Here is a 17488-nt window from a genome sequence, read left to right on the forward strand (position 1 = left end):
ATGTCCTGGCTGTCCCGGTTCAGCCTCGCACAACGGGCCCTCGTCGGTCTGATGTCGATCATCGCGCTCGTCTTCGGAGCGATCGCGATACCCCAGCTCAAACAGCAGCTCCTGCCCACCATCGAACTGCCCGTGGTGTCCGTGCTCGCTCCCTACCAGGGCGCCTCCCCGGACGTGGTCGAGAAGCAGGTCGTCGAGCCCATCGAGGACAGCCTCGAAGCCGTCGACGGCATCACGGGCGTGACCTCCACCGCCAGTGAGGGCAACGCCCTGATCATGGCGTCCTTCGACTACGGCCCCGGCACCGAGCAACTCGTCGCCGACGTCCAGCAGGCCGTCAACCGGGTCCGGGCGCAGCTGCCGGACGCCGTCGACCCGCAGGTGATCGCTGGCTCCACGGACGACATCCCGACCGTCGTCCTCGCCGTCTCCGCGGACCAGGACCAGCAGGCCCTCGCCGACGAGCTGGACCGGACCGTCGTGCCCACGCTGGAGGGCATCGACGGCGTCGGCCAGGTCACCGTCGACGGCGTACGGGACCTCCAGGTCACCGTCACCCCCGACGACGCGAAGCTGGCGAAGGCGGGCCTGACCACGATGGCCCTCGCCCAGGCCCTCCAGGCGGGCGGCGTCACCGTCCCCGCGGGCTCCTTCGACGAGGACGGCGCCAACCGCACCGTCCAGGTCGGCGGCGGCTACACCTCGCTGGAGCAGATCGAGAACCTGATGGTGCGCGGCGAGGGCGCCAAGAAGCCCGTACGTCTCGCCGACGTCGCCGCGGTCGAGGAGGAGCAGGCCAAGGCCGACTCCATCACCCGGACGAACGGTGAGCCGAGCCTGGCGGTCATGGTCACCATGGACCGTAACGGCAGCGCGGTCGCGATCTCCGAGGCCGTCGAGGAGAAGCTGCCGGACATGCGCCGTGACCTGGGCTCCGGCGCCACCGTCACCGTGGTCAGCGACCAGGGCCCGGCGGTCTCCAAGTCCATCGACGGGCTGACCACCGAGGGCGCCCTCGGTCTGCTCTTCGCGGTCCTGGTCATCCTGGTCTTCCTGGCGTCGGTCCGCTCGACCCTCGTCACCGCGGTCTCCATCCCGCTGTCGGTGGTCCTGGCGCTGATCGTGCTGTGGACCCGTGACCTCTCCCTGAACATGCTCACCCTCGGCGCGCTGACCATCGCCATCGGCCGCGTCGTCGACGACTCGATCGTGGTGCTGGAGAACATCAAGCGGCACCTCGGCTACGGCGAGGAGCGCGAGGAGGCCATCCTCAAGGCGGTCCGCGAGGTCGCCGGCGCGGTCACCTCCTCCACCCTGACGACGGTCGCCGTCTTCCTCCCCATCGGCCTCACCGGCGGCATGGTCGGCGAGCTGTTCGGCAGCTTCTCGCTGACCGTGACGGCGGCCCTGCTGGCCTCCCTCCTGGTCTCGCTGACTGTGGTCCCGGTGCTGTCGTACTGGTTCCTGCGCGCGCCGAAGGGCACACCCGAGGACGCCGACGAGGCACGCCGCAAGGCTGAGGAGAAGGAGGCGAAGAGCCGCCTCCAGCGCCTCTACGTCCCCGTCCTGCGCTTCGCCACCCGCCGCCGGCTGACCAGCCTGGCCGTCGCGGCCGTCGTCCTCATCGGCACGTTCGGCATGGCACCGCTGCTCAAGACGAACTTCTTCGACCCCGGCGACCAGGAAGTCCTCAGCCTCAAGCAGGAGTTGAAGCCCGGCACCAGTCTCACGGCGACCGACGAGCAGACGAAGAAGGTCGAGAAGCTGCTCGCCGACACCGAGGGCGTCAAGGACTACCAGGTCACCGTCGGCTCGTCCGGCTTCATGGCCGCGTTCGGCGGGGGCACCGACACCAACCAGGCCTCGTACAGCGTCATGCTGGACGACTCGGCCGACGCCGCCGGCGTCCAGGACACCATTGAGAAGGGCCTCGCCGGGCTCTCCGGCGTCGGTACGACGACCGTCGCGGTCGGCGACGCCTTCGGCAGCCAGGACCTGAGCGTGGTCGTCAAGGCCGCCGACGCCGAGGTCCTGCGCAAGGCCGCCGAGCAGGTCCGTGACGCCGTCTCCACCATGGACAACGTCACCGACGTCACCAGTGACCTGGCGCAGAGCGTGCCGCGCATCTCGGTGAAGGCCACCGACAAGGCCGCCGCCGCGGGCTTCGACGACCAGACCCTCGGCGCTGCCGTCACCCAGGCCGTGCGCGGTACGACCAGCGGCCGGGCCATCCTCGACGACACCGAGCGGGACGTCGTCATCAAGTCGGCGAAGCCCGCCGAGACCCTGAAGGAGCTGCGGGACCTGCCGCTGGGCGCGGTGAAGCTCGGCGACATCGCCGACGTGAAGCTGGTGGACGGCCCGGTCTCCATGACCCGCATCGACGGCCAGCGGGCCGCGACGATCACGGCGAAGCCCAAGGGCGACAACACCGGCGCGGTCAGCACCGACCTCACCACCAAGCTGAACGCGCTCGACCTGCCCGAGGGCGCCACCGCCTCCATCGGCGGCGTCTCCGAGGACCAGGACGAGGCGTTCGCCTCCCTCGGCCTGGCGATGCTCGCGGCCATCGCGATCGTCTTCATGCTGCTGGTGGCGACCTTCCGGTCCCTGGTCCAGCCGCTGATCCTGCTGGTCTCGATCCCGTTCGCGGCCACCGGCGCGATCGGCCTGCTGATCGTCACCGGCACGCCGATGGGTGTCCCCGCGATGATCGGCATGCTGATGCTGATCGGCATCGTGGTGACCAACGCGATCGTCCTGATCGACCTGATCAACCAGTACCGCCGCCAGGGCTACGGCACGGTCGAGGCGGTCATCGAGGGCGGCCGTCACCGCCTGCGCCCGATCCTGATGACGGCACTGGCGACGATCTTCGCGCTGCTGCCCATGGCCCTCGGCATCACCGGTGAGGGCGGCTTCATCGCCCAGCCGCTGGCCGTGGTCGTCATCGGCGGTCTGATCACGTCGACGCTGCTGACGCTCCTGCTGGTCCCGACCCTCTACACGATGATCGAGATCCGCAAGGAGCGCCGGGCGAAGAAGAAGGCCCTGAAGCGGTCCGGCACCCCGTCCGAGCCGACGAAGCCGGAGCCGGACTCGGACTCGGAGGCGGGCAAGCCGGAACCCGCCGGGGTCTGACACCGTTCCTGGGGACTGAGCAGGAGTGAGCCCGCTCAGCCGCACGCCCCGAACGGTCTTGGGCGTACTGGTCCCCGGCGTACTCAGCCCCGGGGCGGCGACACGCATCCTGTGCGTGGTCCGGGCCCGGGAGGCCAGTTCCCTCACGACCTGGCCAGATGGGTACGGCCAGAGGCGACGGGGAGGCCCCGAACCATCACTCCGGTGGAGCGGGGGCCCCGCACGCCGGCACCGTACCCGGCGTCCCAGATCGCCCGGTCACCGTAGCCCGAACAGCCCACACTGTTGCAAGCCCGGAAGCCGACCATCACACGATCGAGCCAATTCGCCCTCGTGCGCACTTCCCGACAAGCAGTTGGCAACCCCCGAAGGTCCCGGGCGGCCGGGTCGTGGAACCACATGGTTCCGCGACCCGGCCGTCGCGCGTCGCCCTTACGTATCCTGTGCCTCGAACGGCTACTCGGGCAGCTTGGCGGGGGGAGGGACCAGGGCGTGCCGCTGCGCAGCGACGACCCCGGATCGGTCGGCGGGTACAAGGTGGTCGACCGGCTCGGCACCGGCGGAATGGGTGTCGTCTACCGGGCGAGATCCCGCTCCGGGCGCGAGGTCGCCGTGAAGGTGGTGCACGCCCAGTACGCGCAGGACGCCGTGTTCCGCAGCCGGTTCCGCCAGGAGATCGAGGCCGTCCGCAAGGTCAGCGGCGCCTTCACCGCGGCGGTCGTCGACGCCGACCCGGAGGCGGAGCGCCCCTGGATGGCCACCCAGTACGTGCCCGGCCGCTCGCTCGCCCAGCGTATCCGCGACCACGGCCCGCTCGACGGCACCGAGCTGCGCGTCCTGGCCCTGGGGCTGGTGGAGGCGCTGCGGGAGATCCACCGGGCCGGTGTGGTGCACCGGGACCTGAAGCCGGCCAATGTGCTGATGGCGGACGACGGTCCCCGGGTGATCGACTTCGGTATCTCGCGCGCGGCGGAGAACCTCGCCCTGACCGAGACCGGCCAGATGATCGGCACCCCGCCGTTCATGTCCCCGGAACAGCTCACCGACGCCCGCACGGCGGGCCCCGCCTCGGACGTGTTCTCGCTGGGCACCCTGCTGGTCTACGCCGCCACCGGCCGGGGCCCCTTCGACGCGGACAGCCCCTATCTGACGGCCTACCGGGTGATCCACGACGAACCCGTGCTGGACGGGGTGGACCCGCCCCTGCGGGCCGCGCTGGAACGCTGCCTGGCCAAGGAGGCCGCCGACCGCCCCGGACTCGACGAACTGGCACGGGAGTTCGAGGCCGCCCTGCCGGAGCCGGAGCCGGGGTCCCAGCCGGTGGTGCCCCGGCGCGAGGAGGTCGCGGCTGCCGCCACGGAGTTCCACCTGGAGATGGGCCCGGATCCGGAGCCGCCCCCCGCCCGCCGGCGCCGTCTCCGTCCCCTGCTCGCCGCGACCGGTACCGTCGGCGCGCTGGTCCTCGGGCTGACCGCCTACCTGCTGGGGCCGGGCCGCGCGGACACGACGGACACGGCGGCTCCCGCGCCGACCCCGACCTCCCGCTGGACGCCACCGCCCGGCGCCTGGAAGCCCTGGCAGACGACGGTGTTCGCGAAGGCCGCGGCGGGCGCACGCCGACCGTTGCCCTCGGGCGACGGCGGCGTAGGTGGCGCTCCCTCCTGCCAGGTGCACGGCGGCGACGTCTACTGCGGCGGCGCGGGAGCCCTCCCGGTCCGCGTCGACGGCCGTACGGGCAGGACGGTCTGGCGCGCGGACATCGCGCCGGCGACCACCGAGCAGGACCGGTACTACGCCTCGGTCCTCGGTGTCAGGGACGGCACGGTCCTCGTGCAGCAGACCGTCTTCAGCGGCGAACCCGTGGTGGACCCGGTCGATGTCGTCGCCCTCGACGCGGGCACCGGCGAGCAGCTGTGGACCCGGCGGGTGGACATCTCCGACATCGACACGACCCTGACCGGGGACCTCGTCCTCACCCCCGAACCCGACGGGGTGACGGTCGCGGCGCGGTCCCCGCGCACCGGGGCCGAGCGCTGGTCCCTGCCGATGCCCGCCGGCCACCACTGCACGTTCACCACGGCCGGAGCGGGCACGTACGCGCACTGCCGGCCGGTGGCCCGGGACGCCAAGGCGGCGAACTCGGAATCCCGGGTCCTGGTCGTGGACCGCGCCGACGGTTCGGCCAGGACCGTGAAGGTGCCGCTGGACAGCGAACTCCTCGGCGTCAAGCAGGGGGATCTGGTCCTGGTCGTGGACGCCACCGACTACACCGACGCGACCCGCGGCGGCGACCCGATGTACGAGACGATCATGCTCCTGGATCTGGGGACCGGGTCCAGGGTGATGACGAAGCAGGGCGAGGACGGGCGGGGCCGAGCGGCCCTGGTGGGCGGCGTGCTGGTGTTCGTCCGGTCCGGCGGCCAGGTGACCGGCGTGTCACCGCACACGGGCGAGGTGCTGTGGCGGACCAGGACCAGCCTGGAACGTCCGGGCGCGCCCGGGTACGACGCGTCCTCGGAGACCTTCTACCTGGCCAGCGCCACCGGAAGGGTCGCGGCCCTCGACAGGCTCAAGGGCACCCTGCTCTGGGAGACGCTGCCCCGCGCCACGCCCATCTCGTCCGTCCAGGGCGAGCCGTGGGCACTGCCCCACGAGGGAACGGTGGCCGTGGCCGTCCCGGACGGCACCCTCTTCTCCCTCGACCCCGCTCACCCCGACCGGGAGCCCGTGTCGGGGTGAGCGCGGGGCCGAGGCCCACGAGGAGGTGCCGAAGGCGCGGTACGCAGGCGCCGGAGAAGGGTTACGGCAGCGCCAGCATCCGCTCCAGCGCCAGCTTGGCGAACGCCTCCGTCTCCTTGTCGACCTCGATGCGGTTGACGAGGGTGCCCTCGGCGAGGGACTCCAGGGTCCACACCAGGTGGGGGAGGTCGATGCGGTTCATCGTCGAGCAGAAGCAGACCGTGCGGTCGAGGAACACGATCTCCTTGCCCTCGGGCGCGAAACGGTTCGCCAGCCGCCGCACCAGGTTCAGCTCGGTGCCGATCGCCCACTTGGAACCGGCGGGCGCGGCCTCCAGCGCCTTGATGATGTACTCGGTCGACCCGACGTAGTCCGCCGCCGCCACGACCTCGTGCTTGCACTCGGGGTGGACCAGCACGTTGACGCCCGGGATCCGCTCCCGTACGTCGTTCACGGACTGCAGGCTGAAGCGGCCGTGCACCGAGCAGTGCCCCCGCCACAGGATCATCTTCGCGTCGCGCAGCTGCTGGACCGTGAGGCCGCCGTTCGGCTTGTGCGGGTTGTAGAGGACGCAGTCGTCGAGCGACATGCCCATGTCCCGCACGGCGGTGTTGCGCCCCAGGTGCTGGTCCGGCAGGAAGAGGACCTTCTCACCCTGCTCGAAGGCCCAGTCCAGGGCCCGCTTCGCGTTCGACGAGGTGCAGATCGTGCCGCCGTGCTTGCCGGTGAAGGCCTTGATGTCGGCGGAGGAGTTCATGTACGAGACGGGCACGACCTGCTCGGCTATGCCGGCCTCGGTCAGCACGTCCCAGCACTCGGCGACCTGCTCGGCGGTGGCCATGTCGGCCATCGAGCACCCGGCGGCCAGGTCCGGCAGCACGACCTTCTGGTCGTCGCCGGTGAGGATGTCCGCGGACTCGGCCATGAAGTGCACACCGCAGAACACGATGTACTCGGCCTCGGGGCGGGCCGCCGCGTCGCGGGCCAGCTTGAAGGAGTCGCCCGTGACGTCCGCGAACTGGATGACCTCGTCGCGCTGGTAGTGGTGGCCGAGCACGAAGACCTTGTCCCCGAGCTTCTCCTTGGCCGCGCGGGCGCGCTCCACCAGGTCGGGGTCGGACGGGGAGGGAAGGTCGCCCGGGCACTCGACACCGCGCTCGCTCCTCGGGTCGGCCTCGCGGCCGAGCAGCAGCAGGGCGAGGGGCGTCGGCTGTACGTCGAGCTCCTGGGTCTGGGCGGTGGTCACGACACGCACCCTTTCTGTTCTGCGGCTCGCCGCCCGGGGGAGGGTCGGCGGGACATTCGGGCTATCCTTTTCGTCGAATTGACGCTATCTATCATAACCGCTTCACGTCACTTTGACGATGCCCATAGCGTCGATGTGACATGAATCCCGGCGTGGCGTTGTCCACGGCCGTCAGCGGCTCGTGCCCACTCCGGCGGCCATGTGCGAGCATGAAGAGAGACACGAACGAATCCGCGCGCCCCGGAATGAATCCGGGACCCCGGCGGTTGCAATCGTCGGCAAGCAGTCTCCGTACAACCCGGGAGAGATGTAGATGTCCGTATCGGACGAGACCGGCACCGTCACCGACGGCATCATCGTGACCGACGCCGCCGCGGCCAAGGTCAAGGCCCTGCTCGACCAGGAAGGCCGGGACGACCTGGCGCTGCGCGTCGCCGTCCAGCCCGGCGGCTGCTCCGGCCTGCGCTACCAGCTCTTCTTCGACGAGCGCTCGCTCGACGGCGACGTGGAGAAGGACTTCGACGGTGTGAAGGTCGTCACCGACCGCATGAGCGCCCCGTACCTGGGCGGCGCCACCATCGACTTCGTCGACACCATCGAGAAGCAGGGCTTCACCATCGACAACCCGAACGCGACGGGTTCCTGCGCCTGCGGCGACTCCTTCAGCTGAACCCCGCCCGCGCGGTGGCGCGCCACACGCGCCAGTCGGTACGAGAAGGCGGCGACCCCCTCCGAGGGGGTCGCCGCCTTCGTCGTCCGCGGCCGACGGGGCCACCGGGGCTGCCTACCGGGGCTGCGACTCCGCGATCCCGCCCTCGGGGATCTCCCTGCCGTCCGACCCGACCACCTTCCGGTCGCCCAGCGGCTTCTCCAGCGGCACCGTCCGCTCCACCACCTTGGCGATCATGATGCAGACCTTGCCCTCCCACGGGGTGTCGGTCACGGTGACCCTCACCTCGCCCGACTCCTCGCTCGCCGAGGCCGAGTAGTCGCTGCAGACGCCACCCCAGAAGGACACGGTCAGCTCGTTCCCGTCGACCGTGTAGCCCTGCACCTTCACGTCGTGCGAGTCCGAGCCGGTCGGCGGGGTGTCACCCGGCTCGCCGGGCCGCTCGGTCGGCTCCGAGCGCGGCTCGGGGGAGGCCAGATACTTCGGGTCGACCGCCGGATGCGTCACGGTGTAGCTGTCCCCGGCACCCGCCGGTCGCACCTCGAACATCCACGACGGCACCAGCGCCGGGCGACCGTCCACCGGATGCGACGCGAGCCCGAACACCGCGTTCTCGACGGTGACCGGCTCCGGCTTCGGCAGCTCGGTCATCCGCTCGCACGGCGTCTCGTCGGCGGCGACCGTCCCCTTCTCCCCGGCCGTCCCGTTCTCGCCCTCCAGCGGTACGGGGCCGGTGCAGCCGCCGATGCCGCCGCGCTCGGCGCCGACGCCCTGGCCCGAGCCGTTCAACAGCTCCAGCGTCCGTTCCGCGTCCACGACGGGGTACGTGTCGCTCTTCACCGGCGACTTCAGGTTGCCGCTGCCGCCGACCACCTGACCGTCGGCGCCGACCTGGACACCGGTCGACCAGCCGTACGTGGGCAGCCCACCCACCTCGGGATCGGCGTTCACCACCCGTACGGCGCCCATCAGCTGACCGGCGTCGAGCTTGGCGTCGTCCTGGCCGACGGCCTTGAGCACGGGTGCCGCCGCCTTCCTGGCGACCGCCTCGCTCACTGGGCCCCCGCCCTCGACGGTGCCCGAGGTGCAGACGTCGACCTTCTGGCAGTTGTCGGTGCCCGGCGTGTACCGGTTGAAGGTCCAGGTCCCCGGCGCCTGCTTGTTCACCCGCAGCACCGGTCCCGAACCGTCCCCGGCCGCCCCCACCTGCCAGGCCTCACCCTCGGCGGTCGGCTTGCCCGCCATCCCGAGGGCCTTCGCCAGCCGCGCGACCTCCGCGGCCGTCACCTCGCCTTTGACCACGTGGACGGCGGCGGAGCCGGGCCCCTCGGGCAGGTCGCCGTCCGCGCGATAGGTCACCCCGTTGGGGTCGGGTTCACCGGGCGCGATGCCGTTCGAACCGTCGCCGGTGTACCCGTCGAGCGCGAGGGGCGGGGGAGTGCCGTCACTGCCGGGCGAGCCGGAGCGCCCATCGGCACCGCCGGACCCGCCGGAGGAGGACGAGGCGAGGAGTGCCCCGCCACCACCGATCACCAACACGGCGGCCGCGACGGAGGCGACGACCAGCCGCGAACGCGGGGGCCGCGGGCGGGTGCCGGGGTCACTGTGCGCGGCGGCGGGATTCGGAGCCGAAGCCGGACCGGCATCCGTATCGGGGGCCGTATGGGAGGCGGAAGCCGGAGCGGAAGCTGAAGCCGGGGCTGCGGTGGAAGCCGGACTGGCATCCGAAGCGGGGGCCGACACCGCATCGGTAGCCTCCTCGGTCCCCTCGGCCTTCTCGGCCTTCTCGGTCCCTTCGGCCTGCTTGGTCCCCTCCGGCTTCTCCGGCTTCTCCGGGTTCTCCGGGTTCTCCGGGTTCTCCGGGTTCTCCGGCTTCGCGGTCTTCCCGGGCGCGCCCGCAGCCCCGAGTTCCTCCGGGGCGTCGGGCTCGGGGCCCTCGTCCGGGTTCTCGGGGTTGTCGGGTCGCTCGGGGTTCACCGCATCGCTCCTTCGGCAGGTCGTACACCGCCTCCCCTATACGGGGGACAGCGATGGGACGCGGCGGAGGAGCCGATGGTTCCCTCAGTCGCCGTACACCGGCATCGCGTCCACCAGCCGCGCTGACGTCACCGGCACCCTCACCCCGTGAATGAGCGAAGGAGACACCGGGGCCGTAATGACCTTGGCGGGGGCCGCCCAGTGCGGAACCATCCTGGCGCAGTCGCCACGCAGCGCCGCGAGGTCGCCGTCGAGGTCGGACGGAACGGTGCCGTGGATCTTGGGGTTCGTCATAACGGCACCGTACGCACCGGAAACCTCACGAAGAAAGACCTACTATCGGGAGTTTTGCCTGCTTCGGGTCGGCTGGACGACCCGGTAGCGTGAACTGTCAATCCCCTCTCCCTTCGCAGGAGTGTGTCCTCGCCGTGCGTATCGCAGTCTCCGGCTCCATCGCCACCGACCATCTGATGACCTTCCCGGGCCGCTTCGCCGACCAACTCGTCGCGGATCAGCTGCACACGGTCTCCCTCTCCTTCCTCGTCGACCAGCTCGACGTACGTCGAGGCGGTGTCGGCGCGAACATCGCGTTCGGCATGGGACAGCTCGGCACGCGGCCGATCCTGGTCGGCGCGGCGGGCGCCGACTTCGACGAGTACCGCGCGTGGCTCGACCGGCACGGGGTGGACACGGCCTCCGTGCGCATCTCCGAAACGCTGCACACGGCCCGCTTCGTGTGCACCACGGACGCCGACCACAACCAGATCGGCTCCTTCTACACCGGCGCGATGAGCGAGGCCCGCCTCATCGAGCTCAAGACCGTCGCCGACCGGGTCGGTGGCCTCGACCTCGTCCTGATCGGCGCGGACGACCCGGAGGCGATGCTCCGCCACACCGAGGAGTGCCGCTCCCGGAACATCCCGTTCGCCGCGGACTTCTCCCAGCAGATCGCCCGCATGGACGGCGACGAGATCCGGATACTGCTGGACGGCGCCACGTACCTCTTCTCCAACGAGTACGAGAAGGGCCTCATCGAGTCGAAGACCGGCTGGTCGGACGCGGAGATCCTGGCGAAGGTGGGCCACCGGGTGACCACGCTCGGCTCGCGCGGTGTCCGCGTCGAGCGGGACGGCGAGGACCCCATCGAGGTCGGCTGCCCCGAGGAGGAGCGCAAGGCCGAGCCCACGGGTGTCGGGGACGCGTTCCGTGCGGGGTTCCTCTCGGGCCTGGCCTGGGATGTCTCGCTGGAGCGGGCGGCGCAGGTGGGCTGCATGCTCGCCACGCTGGTCATCGAGACGGTGGGTACGCAGGAGTACGCGTTGCGCCGGGCGCACTTCATGGACCGCTTCGAGAAGGCTTACGGGGACGAGGCGGCGGCGGAGGTGAAGAAGCACCTGAGCTGAGGTGGGCCGGGGCGACCACCGGGTTGCCGTGGTCGGCGCGTTGTCGGCCGCGGGTCCGATGTGGCTGGTCGCGCCCACGCGGCGGAGCCGCGTATAAGACACAGCCCCGCGCCCCTGAAGAGAGGCCTGCGGCCTCATCCGCAGGGGCGCGGGGCGTTCGTCAGCTCACCCGGCGCACCACGTACGCCGCCCCCCGCTCCACCGGCTCCTCGCCCACATACTCCTGGCCCCGCATCTCGCACCACGCCGGGATGTCCAGGCGGGCCGCCTCGTCGTCCGACAGGACGCGGACGGTGCCGCCGACGGGGATGTCCCCGATCGCCTTGGCCAGCTCGATGACGGGGATCGGGCACCGCTTGCCGAGGGCGTCCACGACAAGGGTGTCCTCCTGGACGGCCGTGACGGTGCTGGTCACCGGCGCCCCCAGCTTCTCCCGTACCGTCGCGACCGTCCCCGGCAGCACCGACAGGAACCGCTCGACGTCCTCGGCCGCCGCCCCGGCCGGCAGCGACACCCGGACGTTCCCCTCGCTCAGCACCCCCATGGCGCGCAGCACATGGCTCGGCGTCAGCGTGCTGCTCGTACAGGAGGACCCGGAGGAGACGGAGAAGCCCTCGCGGTCCAGCTCGTGCAGCAATGTCTCCCCGTCGACATAGAGACAGGAGAAGGTGACGATCCCCGGCAGCCGGCGCCCCGGGTCGCCCACCACCTCCACGTCCGGCACCAGCGACGGCACCCGCGCCCGAATCCGTTCCGTCAACTCCCGCAGCCGCACGGCCTCCTCGTCGGCCTCGGCCCGTACGGCCCGCAGCGACGCGGCGGCCGCCACGATCGCCGGGATGTTCTCGAAGCCCGCCGCCCGCCCCGACTCCCGCTCGTCGGCGGGCCCATGCGCCACGAACCGCACCCCCTTGCGGACGACGAGCAGCCCGACTCCGGAGGGTCCGCCCCATTTGTGGGCACTGGCGGTCAACACCGACCAGTCCCCGTTCACCCGCCCCCATCCGAGCGACTGCGCCGCGTCCACCAGCAGCGGCACGCCCGCCGCCCGGCAGACCTCCGCCACCTCGGCCACCGGCTGCTCGGTTCCCACCTCGTGGTTTGCCGACTGCAGACACGCGAGCGCCGTGTCAGGGCGCAGGGCTTCGGCGTAGGAGGACACGGCGACCGACCCCGTGCGGGCCACCGCCACCCGGGTGACCGTCCCGCCGTCGGCCTCGTGCGCCTCCGCCGTGTGCAGCACCGAAGAGTGTTCGACCGACGACACGATCAGGTGGCGGCCCACCCGTCGCCGCCCGGCCAGCACCCCCGCGATCCCCGAGTGCACTGCCCGGGTCCCCGACGAGGTGAAGGTCAGTTCGTCCGCCCGGCATCCGACCGCCTCGGCCGCGGCCTCCCGGGCGGCGTCGAGCAACAGCCGGGCCCGCCGCCCCTCCCGGTACAACCGCGCGGGATCGGCCCACCCTTCGTCCAGCGAGGCCTGCAACGCCTGCCGGGCGACGGGATGAAGGGGAGCGGAGGAAGCGGAGTCGAAGTAGGCCACACCCCAACGCTAAAGCCTCGGGCCGGCAGCAAAGGGGCGTGGGGAACTGCGCGAACGGCCACAACGCGCGCGCACCCGCCAAATCACCCGAACCCCCGAGCTATTAGGCGCTCGGCATGACCCGCGGAGTGTTGGGCCCCCCTCCCCGCGCGACCCCAAAACGCGTCCAGTAGGGTTTGGTCCGCATAAACATCCAAACCCCTGCCCGTCGCAGGGCGGCGACCGACCAGCGAGAAGGCCGCAGCCATACCGCGCGGGCGAGACTCTCGGGAAGGCGCTACGTGAGTCCCAACGGCTCCGACCGCTCGCCGCGGCGCCCGATGCGGCGGAAGCTGCTGCAGGCAATGACCGCAGGCCTGGTCCTGGCAACCGCAACCGGTTGCACATGGGAGGACTTCCCCCGCCTGGGTATGCCCACCCCGACCACGGAAGAGGCTCCGCGGATCCTCTCCCTGTGGCAGGGGTCGTGGGCGGCCGCGCTCGCCACGGGCGTGCTGGTGTGGGGCCTGATCCTGTGGAGTGCTTTCTTCCACCGGCGCAGCCGCACCAAGGTCGAAGTTCCCCCACAGACCCGGTACAACATGCCCATCGAGGCGCTGTACACGGTCGTCCCGCTGATCATCGTCTCGGTGCTCTTCTACTTCACCGCCCGCGACGAGTCGAAGCTCCTCGACACGTCGAAGAAGCCCGACCTCACGGTCAACGTGGTCGGCTTCCAGTGGAGCTGGTGCTTCAACTACATCGAGAACGTCGAAGGCTCCACCGGCGATGCGAAGACCGACGAGAACCTGGCAGCGGTTCCCACCAAGTGGAAGAACCAGTTCCCGGACAACGCGGGCGGCGTCTACACCTGCGGCATCCCCGGCGACAAGAACCCGCAGACCGGCAACCCCGGCCCCACCCTGTGGCTGCCCGAGGGCAAGACGGTCCGCTTCGTGCTGACCTCGCGTGACGTCATCCACTCCTTCTGGGTCGTGCCGTTCCTGATGAAGCAGGACGTCATCCCGGGCCACACCAACGTGTTCCAGGTGACGCCCAATCAGGAGGGCACCTTCCTCGGCAAGTGCGCCGAACTGTGTGGCGTCGACCACTCCCGGATGCTCTTCAACGTGAAGGTCGTCTCCCAGGAGCGGTACGAGCAGCACCTGAAGGAGCTGGCCGAGAAGGGCCAGACCGGTTATGTCCCGGCGGGCATCGAGCAGACGCAGCACGAGAAGGACCGGGAGGTGAACCAGCTGTGAGCATCGTCAACGAACCCCAGGGCACCGCCGCAGACGAGGGCTCGTACGAGGACGAGCTGCCCGTCCGGCGCAAGCAGCCCGGCAACGTGGTGGTCAAGTGGCTGACCACCACCGACCACAAGACCATCGGCACCCTGTACCTGGTCACGTCGTTCGCGTTCTTCTGCATCGGCGGCGTCATGGCGCTCTTCATGCGCGCCGAGCTCGCCCGCCCGGGTACGCAGATCATGTCGAACGAGCAGTTCAACCAGGCGTTCACGATGCACGGCACGATCATGCTGCTGATGTTCGCGACGCCGCTGTTCGCCGGATTCGCCAACTGGATCATGCCGCTGCAGATCGGCGCGCCCGACGTGGCGTTCCCGCGGCTGAACATGTTCGCGTACTGGCTGTACCTCTTCGGCTCGCTCATCGCGGTCGGTGGCTTCCTCACCCCGCAGGGCGCGGCCGACTTCGGCTGGTTCGCCTACAGCCCGCTGTCGGACGCGGTCCGCAGCCCGGGCATCGGCGCCGACATGTGGATCATGGGTCTGGCCTTCTCCGGCTTCGGCACGATCCTCGGCTCGGTCAACTTCATCACCACGATCATCTGTATGCGCGCGCCCGGCATGACGATGTTCCGCATGCCGATCTTCACCTGGAACGTGCTGCTGACCGGTGTCCTGGTCCTGCTCGCCTTCCCGGTCCTCGCGGCCGCGCTGTTCGCCCTGGAGGCGGACCGCAAGTTCGGCGCGCACATCTTCGACCCGGCCAACGGCGGCGCGCTGCTCTGGCAACACCTCTTCTGGTTCTTCGGCCATCCAGAGGTGTACATCATCGCCCTGCCGTTCTTCGGCATCATCTCCGAGGTCATCCCGGTCTTCTCCCGCAAGCCGATGTTCGGCTACATGGGCCTGATCGGCGCGACCATCGCGATCGCCGGCCTCTCGGTCACGGTGTGGGCACACCACATGTACGTCACCGGTGGCGTGCTCCTTCCGTTCTTCTCCTTCATGACGTTCCTCATCGCCGTACCGACCGGCGTGAAGTTCTTCAACTGGATCGGAACGATGTGGAAGGGCTCGCTGTCCTTCGAGACACCGATGCTCTGGGCGACCGGCTTCCTGATCACCTTCACCTTCGGTGGTCTGACCGGTGTCATCCTGGCCTCGCCCCCGATGGACTTCCACGTCTCCGACTCGTACTTCGTGGTGGCGCACTTCCACTACGTCGTCTTCGGCACCGTGGTGTTCGCGATGTTCTCCGGCTTCCACTTCTGGTGGCCGAAGATGACGGGCAAGATGCTCGACGAGCGTCTCGGCAAGATCACCTTCTGGACGCTGTTCATCGGCTTCCACGGCACCTTCCTCGTCCAGCACTGGCTGGGCGCCGAGGGCATGCCGCGCCGGTACGCGGACTACCTCGCGGCCGACGGCTTCACCGCGCTCAACACGATCTCCACGATCGCCTCGTTCGTGCTCGGTCTGTCGATCCTGCCGTTCCTCTACAACGTGTGGAAGACCGCCAAGTACGGCAAGCCCGTCGGCGTGGACGACCCGTGGGGCTACGGCCGCTCCCTGGAGTGGGCGACCTCCTGCCCGCCGCCGCGGCACAACTTCCTCACCCTGCCGCGGATCCGCAGTGAATCCCCGGCGTTCGACCTGCACCACCCGGAGATCGCCGCGCTCGAACAGCTCGCGCACGGCGGCCCGGCGGCAGGCGAGCTCGCTGCCAGCGGCAAGGAGGCCGGCAAGTGAAGGTCCAAGGCAAGATGTTCATCTGGCTGAGCGTCTTCGTCCTCGCCATGGCGATCGTCTATGGCGTGTGGTCGAAGGAGCCGGCCGGCACCACGGCGCTCTTCCTGGCCTTCGGCCTGTGCATCATGGTCGGCTACTACCTGGCCTTCACGGCCCGGCGGGTCGACGTGGGCGCGCAGGACGACAAGGAGGCCGACGTTGCGGACGACGCCGGTGAGCTGGGCTTCTTCAGCCCGCACAGCTGGCAGCCCCTCGCCCTCGGCGTGGGCGGCGCGCTCGCCTTCATGGGCGTCGTCTTCGGCTGGTGGCTGCTGTACTTCTCCACCCCGATCATCCTGATCGGCCTGTGGGGCTGGGTCTTCGAGTACTACCGCGGCGAGAACCAGAACCAGTAGCACGCGCCTGTAGCACGCACCGCGCGCACGGAAGCCCGGACACTCCGAGTGGAGGTCCGGGCTTCCCCCTTTCGCCACGCCGCGCGTAGCCCACTCGGCTCACCCGACGCGCCACGCCCGCCGGGCGTTCCTACGTTGAACCCATGAACACCTCACCCCGTAACCGCACGGTCGTCAGCGGCGCCCTGCTGGTGGTCTCCCTGGGAGCGGGCGTCAGCGCCTGCGGTTCCGGTGGCCACCCCCTCTCGGGCACGCCGTACGACGCGGCCGACCACGTCTCCTTCAACACCCCCTCCGGCGACGGCGAGAAGGCCGACCCGGACAAGCCGCTGGAAGTCACCGCCAAGGACGAGGGACGCATCACCGACGTCACCGCCGTGGACGCCGCTGGACGCTATGTGGCGGGCGAACTCTCCGAGGACGGGGGTCGCTGGCGCTCCACGTCACCGCTCGCCGCCAACGCCCGCTACACGGTCCACGTGAGCACCGAGGACGAGGACGGCGCCCCCGGCCGTGAGACCGTCGCCTTCGACACCGGCCGCCCGCTCACCAAGAAGCGCCTGAACGTCACCTTCGGACCGAAGGAGGGCCGGTACGGCGTCGGCCAGCCCGTCACCGCCGAGCTCAGTCGGCCGGTCAAGGACAAGGCCGCCCGGTCCGTCGTCGAACGGGCGCTCAAGGTGGACTCCACGCCCGCCGCGGAGGGCGCCTGGCACTGGGTGGACGACAAGAAGCTGCACTACCGGCCCAAGGAGTACTGGCCGGCCGAGGCCACGATCCGGGTGCACAGCAACCTGGAGGGCCTGAAGATAGGCGACCGGCTCTGGGGCGGGAAGGCCGAGCCGATCCAGCTGACCACCGGCGCCAAGATAGTCGCCGTGACGGACGCCGCCGCGCACCAGATGACCGTCTACAAGAACGACGAGGTCGTCAAGCGGATACCGGTCACCACCGGCATGCCCGGCTACGACACCCGCAACGGCGTCAAGGTGGTGCTGGCCAAGGAAGGCACCGTTCGCATGACCAGCGCCAGCATAGGCGCGTCCGACTTCTACGACCTGACCGTGCACCACTCCGTCAGGGTCACCAACAGCGGTGAGTACGTCCACGCCGCCCCCTGGTCCACCGGCTCCCAGGGATACGCCAACGTCAGCCACGGCTGCACCGGCATGAGCATGGACAACGCCCAGTGGTTCTACGACACCATCAACGAGGGCGACATCGTCGAGGTCGTCAACTCCGCCGGTGACACCATGGCCCCCTTCGGCAACGGCTACGGCGACTGGAACCTCGACTGGAAGAACTGGCGCGAGGGCAGCGCCCTGGTGGGCGGCACGGAGGAAGTCCCCGGGCCTCAGGTGCAGGCTCGCCTGAGGCCCGAGTCCGTGTAGGCGAGA

12 protein-coding genes are annotated in these 17488 nt (G+C 70.2%); 8 read left to right on the top strand and 4 right to left on the bottom strand.

All coding sequences use genetic code 11. The annotated features are described in order from the left end of the window. Together P8T65_RS34930 and P8T65_RS34935 are read left to right on the top strand one after the other, a co-directional pair. Positions 1 to 3141 carry an efflux RND transporter permease subunit gene (locus P8T65_RS34930; protein WP_316729162.1) on the top strand — a complete coding sequence of 1047 codons (3141 nt, stop codon included), beginning with the start codon at positions 1 to 3 and terminating at the stop codon, positions 3139 to 3141. Positions 3142 to 3633: 492 nt separating this feature from the next. Further along, positions 3634 to 5880 carry a protein kinase domain-containing protein gene (locus P8T65_RS34935; RefSeq protein WP_316729163.1) on the top strand — a complete coding sequence of 749 codons (2247 nt, stop codon included), beginning with the start codon at positions 3634 to 3636 and terminating at the stop codon, positions 5878 to 5880. Between the two features lie 61 nt (positions 5881 to 5941). Here P8T65_RS34935 and nadA read toward each other — a convergent pair whose 3' ends face one another. Next, entirely contained in the window at positions 5942 to 7126 is a 1185-nt protein-coding gene (gene nadA / locus P8T65_RS34940; protein ID WP_184895094.1) for a quinolinate synthase NadA, read from the bottom strand. Between the two features lie 313 nt (positions 7127 to 7439). Between nadA and P8T65_RS34945 the strand changes: the two genes are divergently transcribed. Further along, a complete protein-coding gene (locus P8T65_RS34945) occupies positions 7440 to 7796 on the top strand; it encodes an iron-sulfur cluster assembly accessory protein (protein ID WP_059080740.1) in 357 nt (118 codons plus the stop codon). Positions 7797 to 7910: 114 nt separating this feature from the next. Here P8T65_RS34945 and P8T65_RS34950 read toward each other — a convergent pair whose 3' ends face one another. Then, entirely contained in the window at positions 7911 to 9773 is a 1863-nt protein-coding gene (locus tag P8T65_RS34950; RefSeq protein WP_316729164.1) for a hypothetical protein, read from the bottom strand. A gap of 84 nt (positions 9774 to 9857) precedes the next feature. Continuing rightward, positions 9858 to 10067, bottom strand: coding sequence for a hypothetical protein (locus P8T65_RS34955; RefSeq protein ID WP_316729165.1), 210 nt, complete (start codon positions 10065 to 10067; stop codon positions 9858 to 9860). 134 nt (positions 10068 to 10201) lie between these two features. Between P8T65_RS34955 and P8T65_RS34960 the strand changes: the two genes are divergently transcribed. Next, positions 10202 to 11176 carry a carbohydrate kinase family protein gene (locus P8T65_RS34960; RefSeq protein WP_316729166.1) on the top strand — a complete coding sequence of 325 codons (975 nt, stop codon included), beginning with the start codon at positions 10202 to 10204 and terminating at the stop codon, positions 11174 to 11176. A 160-nt stretch (positions 11177 to 11336) separates the two neighbouring features. Here P8T65_RS34960 and P8T65_RS34965 read toward each other — a convergent pair whose 3' ends face one another. Beyond that, complete coding sequence (locus tag P8T65_RS34965) at positions 11337 to 12719, bottom strand: aminotransferase class V-fold PLP-dependent enzyme (RefSeq protein WP_316729167.1); 1383 nt, start codon at positions 12717 to 12719, stop codon at positions 11337 to 11339. A 281-nt stretch (positions 12720 to 13000) separates the two neighbouring features. On the opposite strand from P8T65_RS34965, the gene coxB reads away from it, so the two are divergent. The 4 genes from coxB (at position 13001) to P8T65_RS34985 (ending at position 17482) form a co-directional block, all read left to right on the top strand. Beyond that, entirely contained in the window at positions 13001 to 13960 is a 960-nt protein-coding gene (gene coxB / locus P8T65_RS34970) for a cytochrome c oxidase subunit II (protein ID WP_316729168.1), read from the top strand. Further along, a complete protein-coding gene (gene ctaD, locus P8T65_RS34975) occupies positions 13957 to 15696 on the top strand; it encodes a cytochrome c oxidase subunit I (RefSeq protein WP_230212150.1) in 1740 nt (579 codons plus the stop codon). The genes coxB and ctaD overlap by 4 nt, the downstream gene beginning before the upstream one ends. Then, positions 15693 to 16091 (top strand): cytochrome c oxidase subunit 4, encoded by a 399-nt coding sequence (locus P8T65_RS34980; protein ID WP_033528182.1) that lies wholly within the window; start codon positions 15693 to 15695, stop codon positions 16089 to 16091. The genes ctaD and P8T65_RS34980 overlap by 4 nt, the downstream gene beginning before the upstream one ends. Positions 16092 to 16234: 143 nt before the next feature. Next, positions 16235 to 17482, top strand: coding sequence for an Ig-like domain-containing protein (locus P8T65_RS34985; RefSeq protein ID WP_316729169.1), 1248 nt, complete (start codon positions 16235 to 16237; stop codon positions 17480 to 17482). Positions 17483 to 17488: the final 6 nt, after the last annotated feature.

It is taken from the genome of Streptomyces sp. 11x1 (assembly GCF_032598905.1).
In the GTDB taxonomy this organism is placed as follows: Bacteria; Actinomycetota; Actinomycetes; order Streptomycetales; family Streptomycetaceae; genus Streptomyces.